9 protein-coding genes are annotated in these 18,917 nt (G+C 67.6%); 3 read left to right on the top strand and 6 right to left on the bottom strand.

Translation table 11 applies throughout. From position 1 onward, the window contains the following. Positions 1-6: 6 nt before the first annotated feature. A complete protein-coding gene (locus IAE58_RS07980) occupies positions 7-582 on the top strand; it encodes a ferritin-like domain-containing protein (protein ID WP_108753837.1) in 576 nt (191 codons plus the stop codon). A 74-nt stretch (positions 583-656) separates the two neighbouring features. Here IAE58_RS07980 and pbpC read toward each other — a convergent pair whose 3' ends face one another. The 6 genes from pbpC to prpB all read right to left on the bottom strand — a co-directional run bounded on the left by pbpC (position 657) and on the right by prpB (position 14,198). Beyond that, positions 657-3,038: a penicillin-binding protein 1C gene (pbpC, locus tag IAE58_RS07975; protein WP_199933271.1), complete on the bottom strand. Its 2,382-nt coding sequence runs from the start codon at positions 3,036-3,038 to the stop codon at positions 657-659. Positions 3,039-3,087: 49 nt separating this feature from the next. Then, positions 3,088-7,995, bottom strand: a complete 4,908-nt coding sequence (locus tag IAE58_RS07970) for an alpha-2-macroglobulin (RefSeq protein WP_199933270.1) — start codon at positions 7,993-7,995, stop codon at positions 3,088-3,090. Between the two features lie 170 nt (positions 7,996-8,165). Further along, positions 8,166-9,344, bottom strand: coding sequence for a 2-methylaconitate cis-trans isomerase PrpF (gene prpF / locus IAE58_RS07965; RefSeq protein ID WP_199933269.1), 1,179 nt, complete (start codon positions 9,342-9,344; stop codon positions 8,166-8,168). Positions 9,345-9,394: 50 nt separating this feature from the next. Next, the gene (gene acnD, locus IAE58_RS07960) at positions 9,395-12,013 is read right to left on the bottom strand and encodes a Fe/S-dependent 2-methylisocitrate dehydratase AcnD (RefSeq protein ID WP_199933268.1); all 2,619 of its coding nucleotides are present in this window, start codon (positions 12,011-12,013) and stop codon (positions 9,395-9,397) included. A gap of 97 nt (positions 12,014-12,110) precedes the next feature. Further along, positions 12,111-13,268, bottom strand: coding sequence for a 2-methylcitrate synthase (prpC, locus tag IAE58_RS07955; RefSeq protein ID WP_199933267.1), 1,158 nt, complete (start codon positions 13,266-13,268; stop codon positions 12,111-12,113). A 36-nt stretch (positions 13,269-13,304) separates the two neighbouring features. After that, positions 13,305-14,198, bottom strand: a complete 894-nt coding sequence (gene prpB, locus IAE58_RS07950; protein ID WP_199933266.1) for a methylisocitrate lyase — start codon at positions 14,196-14,198, stop codon at positions 13,305-13,307. 153 nt (positions 14,199-14,351) lie between these two features. Between prpB and prpR the strand changes: the two genes are divergently transcribed. Both prpR and IAE58_RS07940 read left to right on the top strand, forming a co-directional pair. Further along, a complete protein-coding gene (gene prpR, locus IAE58_RS07945; RefSeq protein WP_199933265.1) occupies positions 14,352-15,929 on the top strand; it encodes a propionate catabolism operon regulatory protein PrpR in 1,578 nt (525 codons plus the stop codon). Between the two features lie 150 nt (positions 15,930-16,079). Further along, positions 16,080-18,869 carry an HD domain-containing phosphohydrolase gene (locus tag IAE58_RS07940; RefSeq protein WP_199933264.1) on the top strand — a complete coding sequence of 930 codons (2,790 nt, stop codon included), beginning with the start codon at positions 16,080-16,082 and terminating at the stop codon, positions 18,867-18,869. Positions 18,870-18,917: the final 48 nt, after the last annotated feature.

Raw genomic sequence — 18,917 nt, 5'->3', positions numbered from 1 at the left:
CCAGCCATGTCCACCAAGCCAGCCAAGACCAGCAAGCCCAGTGCCACCGTCACCGCCATCAGCGACCGCAAGGCGCTGCGCGAGCGGGCCCGCCGCAACATCGAAGACGGTGCCATCACCGACAGCTACAGCGCCGACCGCAAGGCGGTCATCAAGCTGCTCAACGATGCGCTGGCCACCGAATATGTGTGCGTGCTGCGCTACTACCGCCACTACTTCATGGCCAAGGGCATGCTGGCCGATGCGGTGAAGGCCGAATTCCTGGAGCACGCCCAGCAGGAACAGGCCCATGCCGGCAAGCTGGCCGAGCGCATCGTGCAGCTGGGCGGTGAACCCGACCTCAACCCGGACACGTTCTCGGCGCGCTCGCATGCCGAATACAAGGAAGGCAGCGACCTGCGCGACATGGTGCGGGAAAACCTGGTGGCCGAGCGCATTGCGATCGACAGTTACCGCGAGATGATCAATTTCGTCGGCGATCGCGACACCACCACCAAGCGCATCCTGGAAGAGATCCTGGCGCAGGAAGAAGAACACGCCGATGAGTTCGCCGATCTGCTGGATGGCTGGATCGGGAAATAGCCCCACCGGTAGCGCCGGGCCATGCCCGGCGTATGCGATGTGATCAGGACGGTGCCGCCGGGCATGGCCCGGCGCTACCGCAGCACGTGGAACCGCACCTGGGTCCAGGCGCCGTCGGACGCCAGCGCGGTCAAGGTATGCGCGCCGGGCTCGGCAAATTCGCGCTGCATCAGCTGTGCGCCCTGCGTCTGCGCGATCCAGCGGCCATCCAGCAGCCAGTCCACGCGCTGTTCGCTGCCCAGTGCACGCAGCTGCAGGCGCACGCCATGTTCGGCATTGGGCGCACGCGCCAGTGCGGCGCCGTCGTTCAACCCATCGATGTGCAGCGCCACGCTGGCCTCGCGGCCATCGTCGCGACAATCCGGAGAGAGCGCGGGCAACTGCGAGGCCTCGCGCGTGGCCTTGGCCAGCCACGGTGACAGCAACGCCGGCCAGCGCGCAATCTCGCCCGGCACTTCCACATGCGGCGCGCTGCAATCGGCGGACAGGCGCAACCCGCTGCGCGCGTCGGCCACGTAGCGCTGCCGCCCCGGTTGCCAGCGCCGCGCGTCGCGTTCGGGGAAGGTCAGCGGCGCCGCACCGTCCAGCAGGAAGGCCGGCATGCGCCGCTGGCACAGCGCCGCCGGCAGCCCCTCGGCGCGCTCACCGGTGGGCCAGCACACGTCCGCTTCGCTGACACTGGCCGGCATCGGCGCAGCCGCCGAATCACCGCGCTGGCGCGGCAGGCTGTCCACCACTTCGAACATCAGCGGCAAGGCGGTCACCGCACCGTACTGGCCGGGCAGCGGCGTGCCGTCGGGCCGCCCCACCCACACGCCCACGGTGTAGTGGCGGGTGCTGCTGATCGCCCACGCATCGCGGAAGCCGTAGCTGGTGCCGGTCTTCCACGCCACGCGTGGGCGCCCGCCGACATCGAAGGTGCCCACGCCATAGCCTGGCCGTGGATTGGATTCGAGCATCTCGCGCACGATCCACGCCGCGCCCGGCGAGACCAGTCGGCGCTCCACCATCGGCTCGTCGGCGGTATAGCGCACGCGACCGGCAATGCCATTGCGATTCAATGCAGCGAACGCGCCCACCAGGTCTTCCAGGCGCGCGCCGGTGCCGCCGAGAATCAACGACAGATTGGGTTGCGCGCCCGGCGGGAAGCGCAACTGGATACCAGCGTGGGACAGGCGGGCGGCGAAGCGCGCGGCCCCCACCCGCTGCAGCAGGTCCACCGAAGGCACGTTCAACGACAGGCGCAGCGCGGTGGCCGCACCTACCGGGCCATTGAAGGCCATGTCGAAATTTCCGGGACGGTAACTGCCGAAGCTCTGCGGCGCATCCACCAGCAGGCTTTCCGAATGGATCAGCCCGTCGTCCAGCGCCATGCCGTACAGGAAGGGCTTGAGGGTGGAACCGGGTGAGCGCCAGGCCTGCACCATGTCCACGTGGCCCAGCCGCTGCCGATCACCGAAGGACAGCGTGCCCACGTACGCGCGTGCCTGCAGGGTCTGGTTGTCCACCACCAGCAGCGCGGCCGAGGTGCGCTCTGGCAGGCCGGAAAAGTAGCTGGCCACGCGTTCTTCCAGGGTGCGCTGCAGGCCGATGTCGATGCCACTTTCAATGCGCGCCTGGCCGGGATAGGTGGCGTGCAGCCGCTGCGCCAGCAGGGCCGCATGCATCGGCGGCCGCAGCGAGCGCGCCACCACGTTTTCGATGCGTGCATCAGACACCTCGTCGGCCGACCACACGCGCTGCTGGGCCATGCGTGCCAGCACCTTGTCACGTGCTTTCTGCGCCGCTTCCGGGTGCCGGTCCGGGCGCAGCCGGCTCGGTGCCTGCGGCAGCACCGCCAACAGGGCCGCCTCGGCATGCGAAAGCTGCGCCGCCGACTTGCCCAGGTACGCCCAGCTGGCCGCCTCCACCCCTTCGATGGTGCCGCCGTAGGGCGCCCGTTCCAGGTACAAGGCCAGGATCTGCGCCTTGGACAGGTGCACTTCCAGCTGCACCGCGCGCAGCATCTGTTTCAGCTTGCCCCACGGCGTACGCGAGTGCGGGTCGAGGATGCGCGCCACCTGCATGGTCAGGGTGGAGCCACCGGACACGATGTGGCCGCCGCGCAGCAGCTGGCCTCCGGCACGCAGGATCGCCAGCGGATTGATGCCAGGGTGCTTCCAGAACCAGCGGTCCTCGTAGGTCAACAGGGCCTGCAGGTACAGCGGCGACACGCTGTCCACCGTGGCCGGGTAGCGCCACACGCCTTCGGCATCGGCGAAGGCCCGCAGCGGACTGCCATCGGCGGCCACCACCAGCGTGCTGGTGTCGCGCTGTTTCGGCAGCGGCGGTGGGAATGCCCAATCCAGCACCAGCAGCAACGCCAGTGCGGCAGCGGTACCCCAGCGCAGCCAGGGCCATAGCGGTTGCAGCTGGGGGCGCAGGGCCGCCAGCCGCGTTCTGATCGATCGCTTCATGGTCTGCGGTCAGCAGGACGGGCCGCGCCATCGCGGCCCGTCCGCGCAATCACGGCTGCACCACCGTGATCGTGGTCGGGTTGCTGCGACCAACGCCACGCAGCTGCGGGCGGTACATGTCTTCCACCAGCGGCGGCGGCACCGTGTAGGTGCCCGGGGTGACCGCGCGCACCAGATAGAAGACGTTCGCTTTGCTGCCGCGGGACAGCTTCAGCGCCGCCACGTAGCGGTCGTCGCGGAACTCTTCGTGCTTGGTGTCGGCTGCCTCGCCACGGTCGCTGATGGTGATGCCATCGACCACCACGTCGGCCCACTGCTTGGCATCGCCCAGGTTGAAGTTCTCGATCTCCAGGCCGGCCGGCAACAGGTCGGTCAGCAGTGCATCGGGCATGGTGGTATCGGCGGTGACGGTGACGCGCACGATCAGTGCCTCGCCTTCCTTCAGCGGGCGCGGCGTCCACGGCTTGCCATCGGTGCCGTAGTAGCTGCGCTCCACGCCCAGCACGCTGTTGTCCGGTGCCGGTGCCGTGCGCGGAATGCCGGCCACGTCGATGCTGGCGAACATCGGCGGCTGCCCCTGCGGGCTGAAGCGCACGCCGCTGGCCAGTTCGCCAGCGCTGAAGTTGCGGCCGAACAGCTTGCGCTCGCCGATCGCTTCGGTGTTGCCACCGATCACCAGCTCACCGGCGACCAGCGCCTTCTGGTTGGCCGACAACGCCTTGCCCAGGCGCGCGATGGCGACCTGTTCCTGGGTGCTCAGCCACATCCAGCCGGCATTGCGGCGTGCGTCCAGGCCACGGCCCAGATCGACGGCGCGGGCATCCCAGGCCGGCTTGGCCAGCTTGTTTTCATGGGTCAGCGCGATCATCAGCGCGTCGTCACGGATGGCACTGCCGTAGTCGCCGAAGTACGACGGCCGTTCGCTGCTGGACTTGGCGAACGCCGCCGCCAGTGCAGCCTGGCCACGCTTGGCATCGCCCTGCAGCGACAGCGCCACGCCCAGGTGGACCAGCGACAGGCCACCGACCGCCTTGCTGCGCTCGTTGTCGTACAGCGTGCGCAGGGTGCCCAGCGGGGCACGGTTGACCCGCGCCAGCACGTAGCCCGAATAGGCCTGGTTGGCGAACTTCAGCTTTTCGCGTTCGTCCTGCCCATAGAACTGGTTGCCGCCGGACAGCAGGTCCTCGCTCAGCCGGTTCAGCGCCTTCTGCAGCACGTTGTCCGGCACGGCAAAGCCGGCGTCCTTGGCATCGAGCAGGAACTCGGTGACGTACGGGGTCAGCCACGGGTTCACGTAGCCATCGTCACCCCACATGGAGAAGTTGCCGTTGGCCACCTGCATCGATGCCAGTCGGCCGAACGCGCCTTCCATGCGCTCGCGACGGGTCTTGGCATCCAGGCCATCGGCACCCAGCATCGACGAGGTGGCCTGGTCCAGGATCAACGCCGCGTAGCCCTTGCTGGTGGTCTGCTCGGCACAGCCATACGGGTAGTTCAATGCGCCCTGCAGCGCACTGGCGAACGGAATGGGCGGCAGCGGGCTGACCAGCAGGCGCGCGTTCACCGATTCGGCCATCAGGCCCTCGGTCAGGCTGCCATCCAGGCTGACCGCGGCCAGCGGATCGAGCGTGCGCACCTGCGAACGCACTACCTGCGGCCACGCCGCACGCACCGGCAGTTCGTAGCGGCGGTCGGCCTTGAAGCCGTTGCCGTCCACCCGCACCCGCACCTTGGCCACGCTGTGCCCTTCGCGCGCCGACAGCGGGAAGCTGAGCGTGCTCTTGGCATCGGCATTCAACTGCACGTTGCGCGTGCCTTCGGCCAGCGACAGCGGACCTTCGGTTTCCACCCGCACGTTGAACGCACCCGGCTTGCCGGTGAAGTTCTGCACATCCAGGGTGACCGTACTGCGGTCGCCCGGGGCGAGCACGCGCGGCATGCTGGCTTCGGCCAGGATCGGTGCGCGCACCACGGTTTCCACGTCGCGCTTGCCGTACTGGTCGTCGCTGTAGACCACCGCCGACACGCGCAGGGTGCCGTTGAAGTCGGGCACCTTCAGGCGGATGCGGGCGATGCCCTTGGCATCCAGCTGCACCGGGCCGGAGAACAGGTCCACGGTCTGCACGCGCGCGGTCGGCCGCTTGGCCTGCGGCAGCGCCTGCAGCCCCATGTCGCCGCCGAACTTCAGCTTGCCACTGCCGCCATCGAAGCTTTCGATCACCCGGCTGTAGATGTCGTAGGCATCGATGCCCAGGCGGCGTTGGGCGAAGAAATGCGCGCCGGCATCGGGCACCGGGAAGCGGGTGATGTTGAGGATGCCCACATCGACGGCCGAGACCGTGACATGCGCGGTCTTGCCGGCCAGCTGCGGTGCGCTGACCGTCACCGGCAGGTCCTGTTCCGGGCGCATCTGCTTGGGCGCGACCAGACCCACGGCCACGGTGCGACCCTTGCGGTCCATCGGCACGTGTACCACGCCCACCGCACGCGCCGGGGTGATCTTGCTGGGCGCGGTACCGCCACGGAACACCAGCGCGGTGATGTAGACGTCGTGGCGCTCCCAGTCGGCCGTGACCGGAATCTTGAAGGTGGCGCCCGGCTTGGCGTCGATCTCCTGCACGTACAGCATGCGATCGGATTCGACCATCAGCAGGCCCTTGCCGGCGTGCGGCGGGGTGACCGTCACCTGCAGGGTATCGCCGGCCTTGTAGCCGGTCTTGTCCAGGCCCAGCTTGACCTTGTCCGGGCGGGCGTCCAGGCCGCGGTTGTCATCGCCCCAGCTCCAGCCGGCACGGAACGGATAGCGACTGGTCAGGCCGGTGGACGGATCGAACACGTCCACCCGGTACTCGCCCCATTCCACCGGGAAATCGAAGGCCACCGCGCTGCCGCCGGCATCGACCGTGCGTGTTTCCTTGTTCTCGAAGCGGCGGGTGAAATCGTAGTCCCAACGGTTGTCGTTGAAGGTCCAGTGGTAGTCGCGCAACTCGCGCACCAGGGTCACCTTCAGGCCCTTGGCCGGCTTCGGCGTGCCCGCCGCATCCACGCGCAGCAGCTCGAAGCGCGCATTGCCATTGGAATCGGCGCCATCATCGGGGTTGAACAGCGGGCGCACGCCGACCAGCGCGTCGGCCGGCCACATCACCCGCTTCAGGGTGCGGGTGACCGTGCGGCCACCGGTCTCGTACAGGCTGCCCGACAGCACCACGGCAATCGGCGCCTTGGCCTTGGCCGCCTCTTCGGGCAGTGCAACGTCCTGGCGCAGCTGGCCGTTGGCCGGCAGCGTGGTATCGATCACGTCCTTGGCATCACGCGGCAGCTGCAGGGTCGGGTCGCCGAAGAAGTAACCCGGCAGGCCCTCCACCGGCTTCTGCTCAGCCGCTACGGCCATGCGCGCGGTGAAGCGGTTGCCATCGGCCGGCGCACCATACAGATAGGCGCCGTTGGCCTGCAGGCGCAGTTCCTCGCCCGGCTTCAGCGTCTTCTGCGCGCTGTCCAGGTCCAGCTTCATGCGCTCGGGCAGGAATTCCTCGATGCGCAGGGTCATGCCCTGGATCGCTTCCTTGCTGGCCGGGTCGGTACGGAACTCGACCTGCCAGCGTCCAGTCGGCGCCTCGGCGGGAATGACCTGCTCGAAGTTGATGTAGCCCTGCTCGCCCGGCTGCAGGCGGGTTTCGCGGAAGGTCTTGCCGTCGGGCTGCTTCAGGCGCAGGAACACCGGCTGCGGCTTCACCGGCTTGCCGTCGTTGTCGCGCAGCAGCGCCGACAGGCGCACGGTTTCGCCCGGGCGGTACAGATCGCGCCCGGACCAGGCGTAAACATCGAACCAGGCGTTGTCACGGCCGGCCACGGCGAACTCGCTCAGGTCCAGCGCGGGCTGGTTGAACGGCAGGAAGCTGGTGTCCTTGCCACTGCTGGCCACCAGCACATGGGCCGCATCCAGGGTGTAGTTCAGCAGGGCGTTGCCGTTGCCGTCGGTGCTGCCCTTCAGCACCACCTCGCCCTTGGCGTCCAGCACGCGCAGGTCCACGCTCTTCAGCGCGGCGCCATCCTTCAACGAGGCGGTGTGGACGAACAGCTTGTCCTTGTACGCGCGGGTATGCAGGCCGATATCGCTCACCGAGAAGAACGCGGTGTCGAATTCGCCTTCGTAATCACCGGTGCGCTTGAGCAGGGCGAAGTACAGGCCCGGTTCCTGCAGTTCCTTGATGTCCTGGGTTGGCAGATACGTCAGAACGCGCTCGTTCTGCTTGCCGCCCAGGATGAAGCGGTTCACGTAGACCGGTTCGGCCAGCTTGTTGATCGGGCTGCGCTCGTAATCGCTGCTCAGTTCCCAGCTGCCGCGACGGCCGCCGCGCTGGTACTGGCTGAAGAAGGTCGGCAGGTCCTTCTCGCGCACGCGCAGGAACTCGACGTCCACTTCCGGTACGTTCACCGACACCACCGGCAGGCCGCGGCTTTCCTTGGCCGGCAGCACACTGCCCTGCGAGGCAAACCCGGCCACCGGCTTCAGTTCACCACTGAACACCTTCTGCTTCAGCTCCTTGCCCAGGCGATTGCCGTCGGCGGCCAGCAGGTCCGGGGACACGACCAGGCTGTATTCCTTGCCGGCCTCCACGAACGGGTAGCGCAGGGTCAGGCCGTCATCGGACAGGGTCCAGCTGCTGTCTTCGGTGCCGACCTTCTCTTCGAAGCGCACCAGCTTGTCGAAATCCTGGGTGCCGACCAGCGGGCGCGAGAACTCCAGCGCCAGCGACAGGCCGTCATTCTTCTGGTCCGGATAGGCGCGCAGCAGGGTGAAGTCCTTTACCTGCTCGGCCTGGGTGGTGATCGCTTCACCACTGGCCTTGGGCATCTGTCCACTGTCGTTGCGGCAACCGGCCAGGCCCAGCAACAAGCCTCCTGCCAGAACAGCCGCCGCCCAACCCCACCGCTTCCGCCGTGCCGGACCGCTCATGTCGTCACTCCTTGATCGAGGCGGCCATTATAGGGCCGCCGCGTCAAGGTGTTGACGGCGGGTGGCCGGTAGTCGCCCTCCTTGGTTGGCGCTGGGCCTCACGCACGCGCTGGCGCGCGCCTGCCCACCAAGGTGGGCAGCTACCGGGGCTTCATGCAGCTACCGGGGCCTTATTCGGCCGGCACCCGTACCTTGCCTTCCATCAGCACCCGGGCGCTGCGGCTCATGATCGCCTTGGTCACCGTCCACTGGCCGCCCGCCTGCCCGGCCCGGGCGCCGACCCGCAGCGTGCCGGAGGGGTGGCCGAAGGTGACCGCCTCACGCTGGCCGCCACCGGCCGCGCGGTTGACCAGGGTGCCCGGAATCGCCGCGGCCGTACCGATGGCCACTGCCGCCGTACCCATCATCGCGTGGTGCAGCTTGCCCATCGACAGCGCGCGCGCATGCAGATCGATGGCCGAGGCCGGGATGGCTTTGCCGCTGGACGACACGTAGTCCTGTGCCGGTGCCACGAAGGCCACCTTCGGCGTGTGCTGGCGGGTCGCCGCGTCTTCCAGCTTCGCGATCAGGCCCATGCGCACTGCACCGTGGGCACGAATGGTCTCGAACTTCTGCAGGGCCGCCTTGTCTTCGTTGATGGCCGGCTGCAGTTCGGTGCCGGTATAGCCCAGGTCGGCGGCGTTGAGGAAGATGGTCGGGATGCCAGCGGTGATCATCGTCACCTCGAAGCTGCCCACGCCCGGCACGTCCAGGGTGTCCACCAGGTTGCCGGTGGGGAACATCGCGCCGGCATCGCCGTCATCGGACGGGTCGATGAACTCCAGCTGGATCTCGGCGGCCGGGAAGGTCACGGCGTCCAGCTCGAAGTCACCGGTTTCCTGTACTTCGCCGTTGCACATCGGCACGTGGGCGATGATGGTCTTGCCGATGTTGGCCTGCCAGATGCGCACCGTGCACAGGCCGTCGCGCGGCACACGGGCCGGGTCGACCAGGCCATTGGCAATGGCGAACGGCCCCACCGCCGTGCTCAGGTTGCCGCAGTTGCCGCTCCAGTCGACGAAGGCGGTATCGATGGAGACCTGGCCATACAGGTAATCCACGTCGTGATCCGGCACCGAGGCGGCGGAAATGATCACGCACTTGCTGGTGCTCGACGTTGCCCCGCCCATGCCATCGGTGTGCTTGCCATAGGGATCGGGCGAACCGATCACCCGCATCAGCAGCGCATCACGGGCGGGGCCCGGCACCTGCGCCGCTTCGGGCAGGTCCTGCAGGCGGAAGAACACGCCCTTGCTGGTGCCACCGCGCATGTAGGTGGCGGGAATACGGAGTTGCGGGAGAAATGCCATGAAAGATTCCTTGCAATGAAAGACGGCCTGTTGCCGGGCCGTCGGTTGCCTCACGCCACCTTGGCGCCTTCCAGGAAGTCCTGTGCGAAGCGCTGCAGCACGCCACCGGCCTCGTAGATCGCCACTTCCTCGTCGCTGTCCAGGCGGCAGGTAACCGGCACCACCACGTCCTGGCCGTCGCGGCGGTGGATGACCAGGGTCAGGTCGGCGCGCGGGGTGCGCTCGCCCACCACGTCGAAGGTCTCGGTGCCGTCGATACCCAGGGTCAGGCGGGTGGTGCCCGGCTTGAACTCCAGCGGCAGCACGCCCATGCCGATCAGGTTGGTACGGTGAATCCGCTCGAAACCCTCGGCCACGATCGCTTCCACGCCGGCCAGGCGCACGCCCTTGGCGGCCCAGTCACGCGAGCTGCCCTGGCCGTAGTCGGCACCGGCGATGATGATCAGCGGCTGCTTGCGGTCCATGTAGGTTTCAATGGCCTCCCACATGCGCATCACCTTGCCTTCCGGCTCCACCCGCGCCAGCGAACCCTGCTTCACGCTGCCGTCCTCGTTGCGCACCATTTCGTTGAACAGCTTCGGGTTGGCGAAGGTGGCGCGCTGTGCGGTCAGATGGTCACCACGGTGGGTGGCGTAGGAATTGAAGTCTTCTTCCGGCAGGCCCATCTTCGCCAGATATTCGCCGGCGGCGCTGGAGGCCAGGATCGCATTGGACGGCGACAGGTGGTCGGTGGTGATGTTGTCCGGCAGCACAGCCAGCGCGCGCATGCCCGCCAGCGTGCGCTCACCGGCCAGCGCGCCCTCCCAGTACGGCGGGCGGCGGATGTAGGTGCTCTGCGGGCGCCAGTCGTACAGCGGGCTGACCGCCGCGCCATGCTCCACGCGCACGTTGAACATCGGGTTGTAGACCTTGCGGAACTGCTCGGGCTTCACCGAGGCCTTCACCACGGCATCGATCTCGGCATCGCTCGGCCAGATGTCCTTCAGGCGGACTTCGTTGCCTTCGGCATCCACACCCAGCACATCCTTTTCGATATCGAAGCGCACGGTGCCGGCGATGGCGTAGGCGATCACCAGCGGCGGCGAGGCCAGGAAGGCCTGCTTGGCATACGGGTGGATGCGGCCGTCGAAGTTGCGGTTGCCCGACAGCACGGCGGTCGCGTACAGGTCGCGATCGATGATTTCCTGCTGGATCTTCGGGTCCAGCGCGCCACTCATGCCGTTGCAGGTGGTGCAGGCGAAGGCCACGATGCCGAAGCCCAGCTGTTCCAGATCGGGCAGCAGGCCGGATTCTTCCAGGTACAGCTGCACGGCCTTCGAGCCCGGTGCCAGCGACGACTTCACCCACGGCTTGCGCTGCAGGCCGCGCGCGTTGGCGTTGCGCGCCAGCAGCGCCGCGGCGATCACGTTGCGCGGGTTGGAGGTATTGGTGCAGCTGGTGATGGCCGCGATGATCACCGCGCCATCGGGCATCAGGCCCTGCGCCTGTTCGCCACGCCCGGCCGCCAGCTTGGCTTCATCGGCAATGCCGCGCTCGGCCAGCTCGGCGGTGGCCACTCGCTTGTGCGGGTTGCTCGGCCCGGCCATGTTGCGCACCACGCTGGACAGGTCGAAACACAGCACGCGCTCGTACTGTGCAGTGACCAGGTCGTCGGCCCACAGGCCGGTGGTACGCGCGTAATTCTCTACCAGCGCCACCTGCGACTCCTCGCGACCGGTCAGGCGCAGGTAGTCGGTGGTCTGCGCATCGATGTAGAACATCGCGGCGGTGGCACCGTACTCGGGGCACATGTTGGAAATGGTGGCGCGGTCACCGATGGTCAGTGCCGCAGCGCCTTCGCCATAGAACTCAAGCCAAGCGCCGACCACGCGTTCCTTGCGCAGGAACTCGGTCAGTGCCAGCACCACGTCGGTGGCGGTGATGCCCGGCTGCGGCTTGCCGGTCAGTTCCACGCCGATGATGTCCGGCAGGCGCATCCACGAGGCGCGGCCCAGCATCACGTTCTCCGCTTCCAGGCCGCCCACGCCAATGGCGATCACGCCCAGCGCGTCCACGTGCGGGGTGTGGCTGTCGGTGCCCACGCAGGTATCGGGGAAGGCCACGCCGTCCTGCACGTAGACCACCGGCGACATCTTCTCCAGATTGATCTGGTGCATGATGCCGTTGCCCGGCGGAATCACGTCCACGTTCTGGAACGCCAGCTTGGTCCAGTCGATGAAGTGGAAACGGTCTTCGTTGCGGCGATCTTCAATGGCGCGGTTCTTCTCGAACGCCTGCGGATCGAACCCACCGCACTCCACCGCCAGCGAGTGGTCGACGATCAGCTGCACCGGCACCACCGGGTTCACCTTGGCCGGGTCGCCACCCTTGTCGGCGATCGCATCGCGCAGGCCGGCCAGATCGACCAGGGCGGTCTGCCCCAGGATGTCATGGCAGACCACGCGCGCCGGGAACCACGGGAAATCCAGATCGCGGCGGCGTTCGATCAGCTGCTTCAGCGAATCGACCAGGGTGGCCGGCTCGCAGCGGCGCACCAGGTTTTCAGCCAGCACACGCGAGGTGTACGGCAGCGTGGCGTAGGCGCCGGGCTGGATGGCATCGACGGCGGCGCGCGCGTCGAAATAGTCCAGCGTGCTGCCGGGAAGGTTCTTGCGGTAGTCGGTATTCATGGGCTGGCGGAATGCTTGGGGCGGGCCGGGTGCCGGCGATGCGGCGGCGAAATCACCCGGCCGGCAACGGGCCGGCCGGGTGCAGACAGCAGGTGGATCAGGCGCGCTTGTCGATGGCGACGAACTCGCGGTCTTCCGGGCCGATGTAGTTGGCGCTCGGGCGGATGATCTTGCCGTCGATGCGCTGTTCGACGATGTGCGCGCTCCAGCCGGCGGTGCGGGCGATCACGAACAGGGGGGTGAACATGGCCGTCGGCACGCCCATCATGTGGTAGCTGACGGCGCTGAACCAGTCCAGGTTCGGGAACATCTTCTTGATGTCCCACATCACCGATTCCAGGCGCTCGGCGATGTCGTACATCTTCATGCTGGACTGCTCTTCGGACAGCTCGCGGGCCACGTCCTTGATGACCTTGTTGCGCGGGTCGGACACGGTGTAGACCGGGTGGCCGAAACCGATCACCACTTCCTTGCGCTCGACGCGGGCCTTGATGTCTTCCTCGGCTTCATCGGGGTTGTCGTAGCGCTTCTGCACTTCGAACGCGACTTCGTTGGCGCCGCCGTGCTTGGGGCCGCGCAGCGCGCCGATGCCACCGCAGATCGCGCTGTACATGTCGCTGCCGGTACCGGCGATGACACGGCAGGTGAAGGTGGAAGCGTTGAACTCGTGCTCGGCGTACAGGATCAGCGAGGTGTGCATCGCCTTTACCCACGAATCCTGCGGCTTGTCGCCGTGCAGCAGGTGCAGGAAGTGGCCACCGATGGAGTCGTCGTCGGTTTCCACGTCGATGGCGCGGCCGTTGTGGCTCCAGTGGTACCAGTACAGCAGCATCGAACCGAGGCAGGCCATCAGCTTGTCGGCGATGTCACGCGCGCCCGGATGGTTGTGGTCATCCTTTTCCGGGGCCACGCAGCCGAGCACGGACACGCCGGTGCGCATCACGTCCATCGGGTGTGCCGACGGCGGCAGTTCTTCCAGCGCGGCCTTCACCGCGGCCGGAATGCCGCGCAGCGACTTCAGCTTGGCCTTGTACGAAACCAGTTCGGCGCGGGTCGGCAGCTTGCCGTGCACCAGCAGGTAGGCGATTTCCTCGAACTCGCTGGTGTTGGCCAGGTCCAGGATGTCGTAGCCGCGGTAGTGCAGGTCGTTGCCGCTGCGGCCCACGCTGCACAGCGCGGTGTTGCCGGCGGCGGTGCCGGACAGGGCGACGGACTTCTTCGGCTTGAAGGTCGGGTTTGCGGTCGTATCGTTCATGTTTTCCCTCCGAAAACTGATGGTGCAGGGTACTGCTTATTTCTTGGCGGCGAACAGGGCGTCGAGCTGCTGCTCGAAGGCGTGGTAACCGATGCGGTCATACAGCTCTTCACGGGTCTGCATGGCGTCGACCACGTTGCGCTGGTGGCCATCGCGGCGCACCGACTGGTAGACGTTCTCGGCAGCCTTGTTGGCGGCACGGAAGGCCGACAGCGGGAACAACTGGATGGCCACGCCGGCCGAGGCCAGTTCGTCGCGGCTGAACAGCGGGGTGGCACCGAATTCAGTGATGTTGGCCAGCACCGGCACCTTCACCGCATCGACGAAGCGGCGGTAGGTGTCCAGGTCATAGGCGGCCTCGGCAAAGATGCCGTCGGCGCCGGCCTCGACGCAGGCGATGGCGCGTTCGATGGCCTTGTCCACGCCGTCCACCTGGATGGCGTCGGTACGCGCGATCAGGAAGAAGTCCGGGTCGGTCTTGGCATCGGCGGCGGCCTTCACGCGGTCGACCATTTCACCCTGCGAGACGATTTCCTTGCCCGGGCGATGGCCGCAGCGCTTGGCGCCGACCTGGTCTTCGATATGGCAGGCCGCCGCGCCGGCCTTGATCAACGACTTCACCGTGCGCGCGATGTTGAAGGCGCTCGGGCCGAAGCCGGTATCGATATCCACCATCAGCGGCAGGTCGCAGACATCGGTGATGCGGCGCACGTCGATCAGCACGTCTTCCAGGGTGTTGATGCCCAGGTCCGGCAGGCCCAGCGAGCCTGCGGCCACGCCGCCGCCGGACAGGTAGATGGCGCGGAAGCCGGCGCGCTTGGCCAGCAGCGCATGGTTGGCGTTGATCGCGCCGATCACCTGCAGCGGCGATTCGGCAGCCAGGGAATGGCGGAAGCGGGCACCGGCGGAAGCAGGGGTGGAAGCAGTCATGCGGCAGTCCAGTAGATAAGTCATGGGTACAGGCGCAAACACCGTGCCAAGGTGCAAGCCATTGATTTCAAACGGGTGACCGTGCCCGCAACCTGAAACATATGAAACATTGAAACAGGCGTATCATGAAACATCCTTAGTAACCGCCGCTCCATGTACCTGCCCCGCTCGCCCCTGCCCCCTGTCGATACCGACCGCCCGGTGATCTGGACCGTCAGCGTTTCGCGCCTGACCGGCCTGCTCGGCGATGTCATTCCCGAGTTCGACCGCCGCGCGCGCATCGAACAGATCAACCTCGGCTTCGAGGAGGCGGTGGAGGTGATCGGCCAGCGCCTGCGCCGCGAGCATTGCGACGTGGTCATTGCCGGTGGCTCGAACGCGGCCTGGCTGCGCGGCCGCCTGGATCTGCCGCTGGTGCCGATCCAGGCCAACGGCTTCGACCTGATGGAAGCGCTGGCGCGGGCGCGGCGCATCGCCAGCCGCATCGGGCTGGTCACCCACGCCAGCGACGTGCCGGTGTTCAGCAACTTCCAGCACAGCTTCGGGCTGGACATCGAGCACCGCCGCTTCGTCACCCGGGAGGACGCGCGCGACTGCATCGCCGATCTGCGCGCCAACGGCATCGAGGTGATCGTTGGCACCGGCATGGCCATCGACCACGCCGAACAGATGGGACTGCCAGGTGTGCTGCTGTACTCGGCCGATTCGGTGCGGCAGGCGTTCGAACATGCGCTGGAACTGACCCAGGCACTGGCCCGTTCCGGTGGCGCCCGCCCCGCGCCGCGCAGGCGTGCAGCAGCGCGCAGCGAGGCGCACGAGCTGCTGGGTGACAGCGATGCAATGGCACAGGTGCGCGCACAGATAGCGCTGTATGCGCCCCACGACAGCACCGTACTGGTGGCCGGCGAGACCGGCACTGGCAAGGAACTGGTGGCACGCCAGCTGCACGCCGCCAGCGGCCGCCGCGGCCGTTTCGTGGCACTGAACTGCGGAGCGATCAGCGAATCACTGCTGGAGTCGGAACTGTTCGGTTACAGCGATGGTGCGTTCACCGGCGCGCGCCGTGGCGGCCGCGTGGGCCTGATGGAAGCGGCCGATGGGGGCACCTTGTTCCTGGATGAAATCGGGGAACTGCCGCTGCCCCTGCAGACGCGGCTGCTGCGGGTACTGGAAGAACGCGAAGTGCTGCGGGTGGGCGCCACCGAGCCCACCTCGGTTGACCTGCGCGTGGTGGCGGCCACGCTGCAGTCGCTGGAACAGCGCGCGGCCGCAGGCAGCTTCCGCCGCGATCTTTACTACCGACTGGCTGCACTGCGCATTGCCCTGCCCCCCCTGCGCGCGCGCCGCAGCGATGTGCCGCTGCTGGTCCAGCACTTCTTCCGCCAGCTGCGCGGCATCGATGCGCCGTTGGCCGAGGACGCCATGACCGTGCTGACCACCGCCGGCTGGCCGGGCAACGTGCGCGAGCTTCGCAACCTGGTTGATCGCCTGCGCATCCACTGGCAGCCGGGCGAAGGACTGATCGACGCCGCGCGCCTGCTGCAACTCGCACCTGAACTGCTGCGCGAAGGCATACCGGCCTTGCCACTGGCAAGCAACGGCAAGCGCCCGCCCCGCGCCCAGCTGGAAACCCTGCTGCAGGAACACCGCAACGACCGCGAAGGCATGGCCCAGGCACTGGGTGTATCGCGCACCACGCTGTGGCGCTGGCTGCGCGCAGAGGGGTTGTAGAGTCGAGCTTGCTCGACTGCTTCTGTAGAGTCGAGCTTGCTCGACTGGCCCAAGCAGTCGAGCAAGCTCGACTCTACAAAGGGGGCCCCACCCCCTGTCCGGTTGCGCACGCAACCTGCGTAGGGCTATCGGCATAGGGGGGGAAGCCTGATGAGCCACGCCGTACCGGGTCCGCGCCAGTTCCGCATCCGCGTCCATATCACCGCGCTGACCATGACCTGCATGGCCCTGGTCGCCGCACTGCTGATCGGCTGGGGGGTGATCGCCACCTACCAGCGCCTCGGCGCGGATGCCCGGCAGCGCGCCCTGCGCGATACCACCCTGCTGGCCGAACAACTGCGCCTGCAGTTTGCCCCGGCACAGGTGGCGCTGGGCCAGATCGGCGCCGGCCAGCTGCCCGCCCTGGCCGACGAACGCGGCCGCCTGGAACACGCCGCGCCGCTGCTGGCCGCACTGCGCGCGGCACCGGTGGCGGCTTCGGTGTACGTGGCCTACCCCAATGGCGATCTGCTGCTGGCCCGATCACTGGCGGTGCCGGCCGTGCGCGAAAGCGTGGCGGCGCCCAGCACCGCCGACATGCTGCTGCAGACGCTCAGCCAACAGGCCGACGGCACGCGCGTGGCACGCTTCCACTTCCTGGATGCGCAAGGCCGGCCACTGCCGACACGCCCATGGCCCAGCCATGACTTCGATCCGCGCCAGCGCAGCTGGTACCAGCAGGCCTGGCAGCGCCCGGGCAGCGTGCATGTCTCGGCGCCGTATCGCTTTGTCACCACCGGCCGCATGGGCGTCACGCTCAGTGAACGTGCCACCACCGCCGATGCCGTGGTCGGTGTTGATGTGGCGCTGGACGATCTGGCCCAGGTGCTGGCCACGCTGAGGGCCACGCCCGGTACCGAGCTGGCCCTGCTGCATGGCAACGGCGAGATCGTTGCCAGCACGCTGGCCGCGCCAGTAGGCCACACCCCGCTGGCCCAGGCCCGGGCACGCGCCACGCACAGCGGCCTGCCCGTGCAGTTCAATACCGCAGGTCGCACGTGGATCGGGTTGCGCTCGCGACTGCAGACCGGGCCGGGCCAGACGTTCGATCTGCTGGAAGCGCTGCCCATGGACGAGCTGGCCGCCGACGCGCGCCGGCGCGCCGCGCAGACGCTGGGCCTGGCACTGTTGCTGACCCTGCTGCTGTTGCCGCTGGGCTGGCTGGCCGGGCGTGCCCTGGGCCGCAGCCTGGTCGGCCTGCGCGAACGCAGCCTGCGTATTGCCCGCTTCGATTTCACCGGCGCGCCCCTGCCTGCCAGCCGCGTGCGCGAGGTGAGCGAGCTGTCGCAGGCCATCCAGCATATGGGCGGCACGATTGCCGCCTTCCTTGACCTGACCGAATGCCTGGCTACCGAGCCGCAGATGGAGCGCATGCTGCAGCGGGTGCTGGAGCAGATGGTCAAGGCCACCCAATCGCGCGCGGCTGCGGTCTATCTTCCAGACGCACCCACCGGCGCCCTGCACCGCGCGGCCCAGGTGGGAACGCTGCACACGCCCTTGCCTGCGAACATCGCGTGGTCGACCGACGACGTGCACGACCAGCCGCCGGCCGGACAACTGCGGCTGCCCCTGCGCGGCCGGCAGGGCAACCTGCAGGGACTGCTGGTCCTGGAACACCCCACCGATGCCGCCCACGACGATACCGCTTTCCTGCAGTTCACCCAGCGCCTGTCGGGCATGCTGGCGGTGGCCATCGAGACCCGCCAGTTGTCTGAGGCGCAACGGCTGTTGTTCGAGGCACTCATCCGCCTGCTGGCCGATGCGATCGATGCCAAGAGCCCCTACACCGGCGCCCACTGCGAGCGCGTGCCACAGATGGCCATCGAGCTGGCCGAGCACCTGCACCAGGCCGATGACGGGCGCTACGCCGCGTTCCGCATGAGCGAGGGCGAGCGTGAAGCGTTCCGACTTGGCGCCTGGCTGCATGACTGCGGCAAGGTCATCAGCCCCGAGCACATCGTGGACAAGGCGACCAAGCTGGAGGTCATCCGCAACCGCATCCACGAGGTGCGCCTGCGCTTCGAGATCCTGTGGCGCGATGCGGAACTTTCCGCCGCACGTGGCGAAACCACTGCAGCCCAACTCGCCAGCCGAAAGCAGCAGCTGCAGGATGATTTCGCGTTCGTGGCCGGCTGCAACCTGGGCGGCGAGTTCATGGCCAATGAAGCCATCGCGCGGCTGCAGGCCATCGGCCAGCAACCCTGGCAGCGCCACTTCGACGACCGCCTGGGCCTGTCGGCCGCCGAGCTTCGCCATCTGGAAGCACAGCGCCCGCAGGCTCCGCCCCTGCCGGCTGCAGCCACCCTGCTGCAGGACCTGCCCGAGCACCGCGTGCCGTGGGGCAGTGAGCGCCCGGCCGTGGAAGCAGGCGACCCGCGCAACACGCTGGGTTTCAACATGGAACTGCCCCCGTGCCAGCAGAACATCGGCGAGCTGTACAACCTGGGCATCCGCCGCGGCACGCTCACCGACGAAGACCGCTTCCGCATCAACAACCACATCGTGCAGACCTACGTGATGCTGAAGGCCCTGCCCTGGCCGCCGGGCCTGGAAAAGGTGCCGGAACTGGCCGCCACCCATCATGAGCGGCTGGACGGCAAGGGTTATCCGCGGCGCCTGCCCGGCGACCAGCTGGGGTTGCTGGACCGGGTGATGGCACTGTGCGACGTGTTCGAAGCACTCACGGCCGCCGACCGCCCTTACAAGCCGGCCAAGCCGCTCAGCGAAACGCTGCGCATCATGGCCCTGATGTGCAACGAGCAGCATCTGGATGCCGATCTGTTCCGCTACTTCCTGCGCAGCCGGTTGTGGAATGCATTTGCCGAGCGATTCATGACGGCAGCACAGCGCGATCCTGTGGACGTGGAGGCGCTGGAAGGACTGCTGACAGCCCCGCGGTAGGTGTCGACCTTGGTCGACACGGCGAAAGGCCAACCAAGGTTGGCCACT

This window comes from Stenotrophomonas sp. S49 (assembly GCF_016624905.1).
Lineage (GTDB): Bacteria > Pseudomonadota > Gammaproteobacteria > Xanthomonadales > Xanthomonadaceae > Stenotrophomonas.
This window is presented reverse-complemented; position numbering and strand designations above follow the sequence as displayed.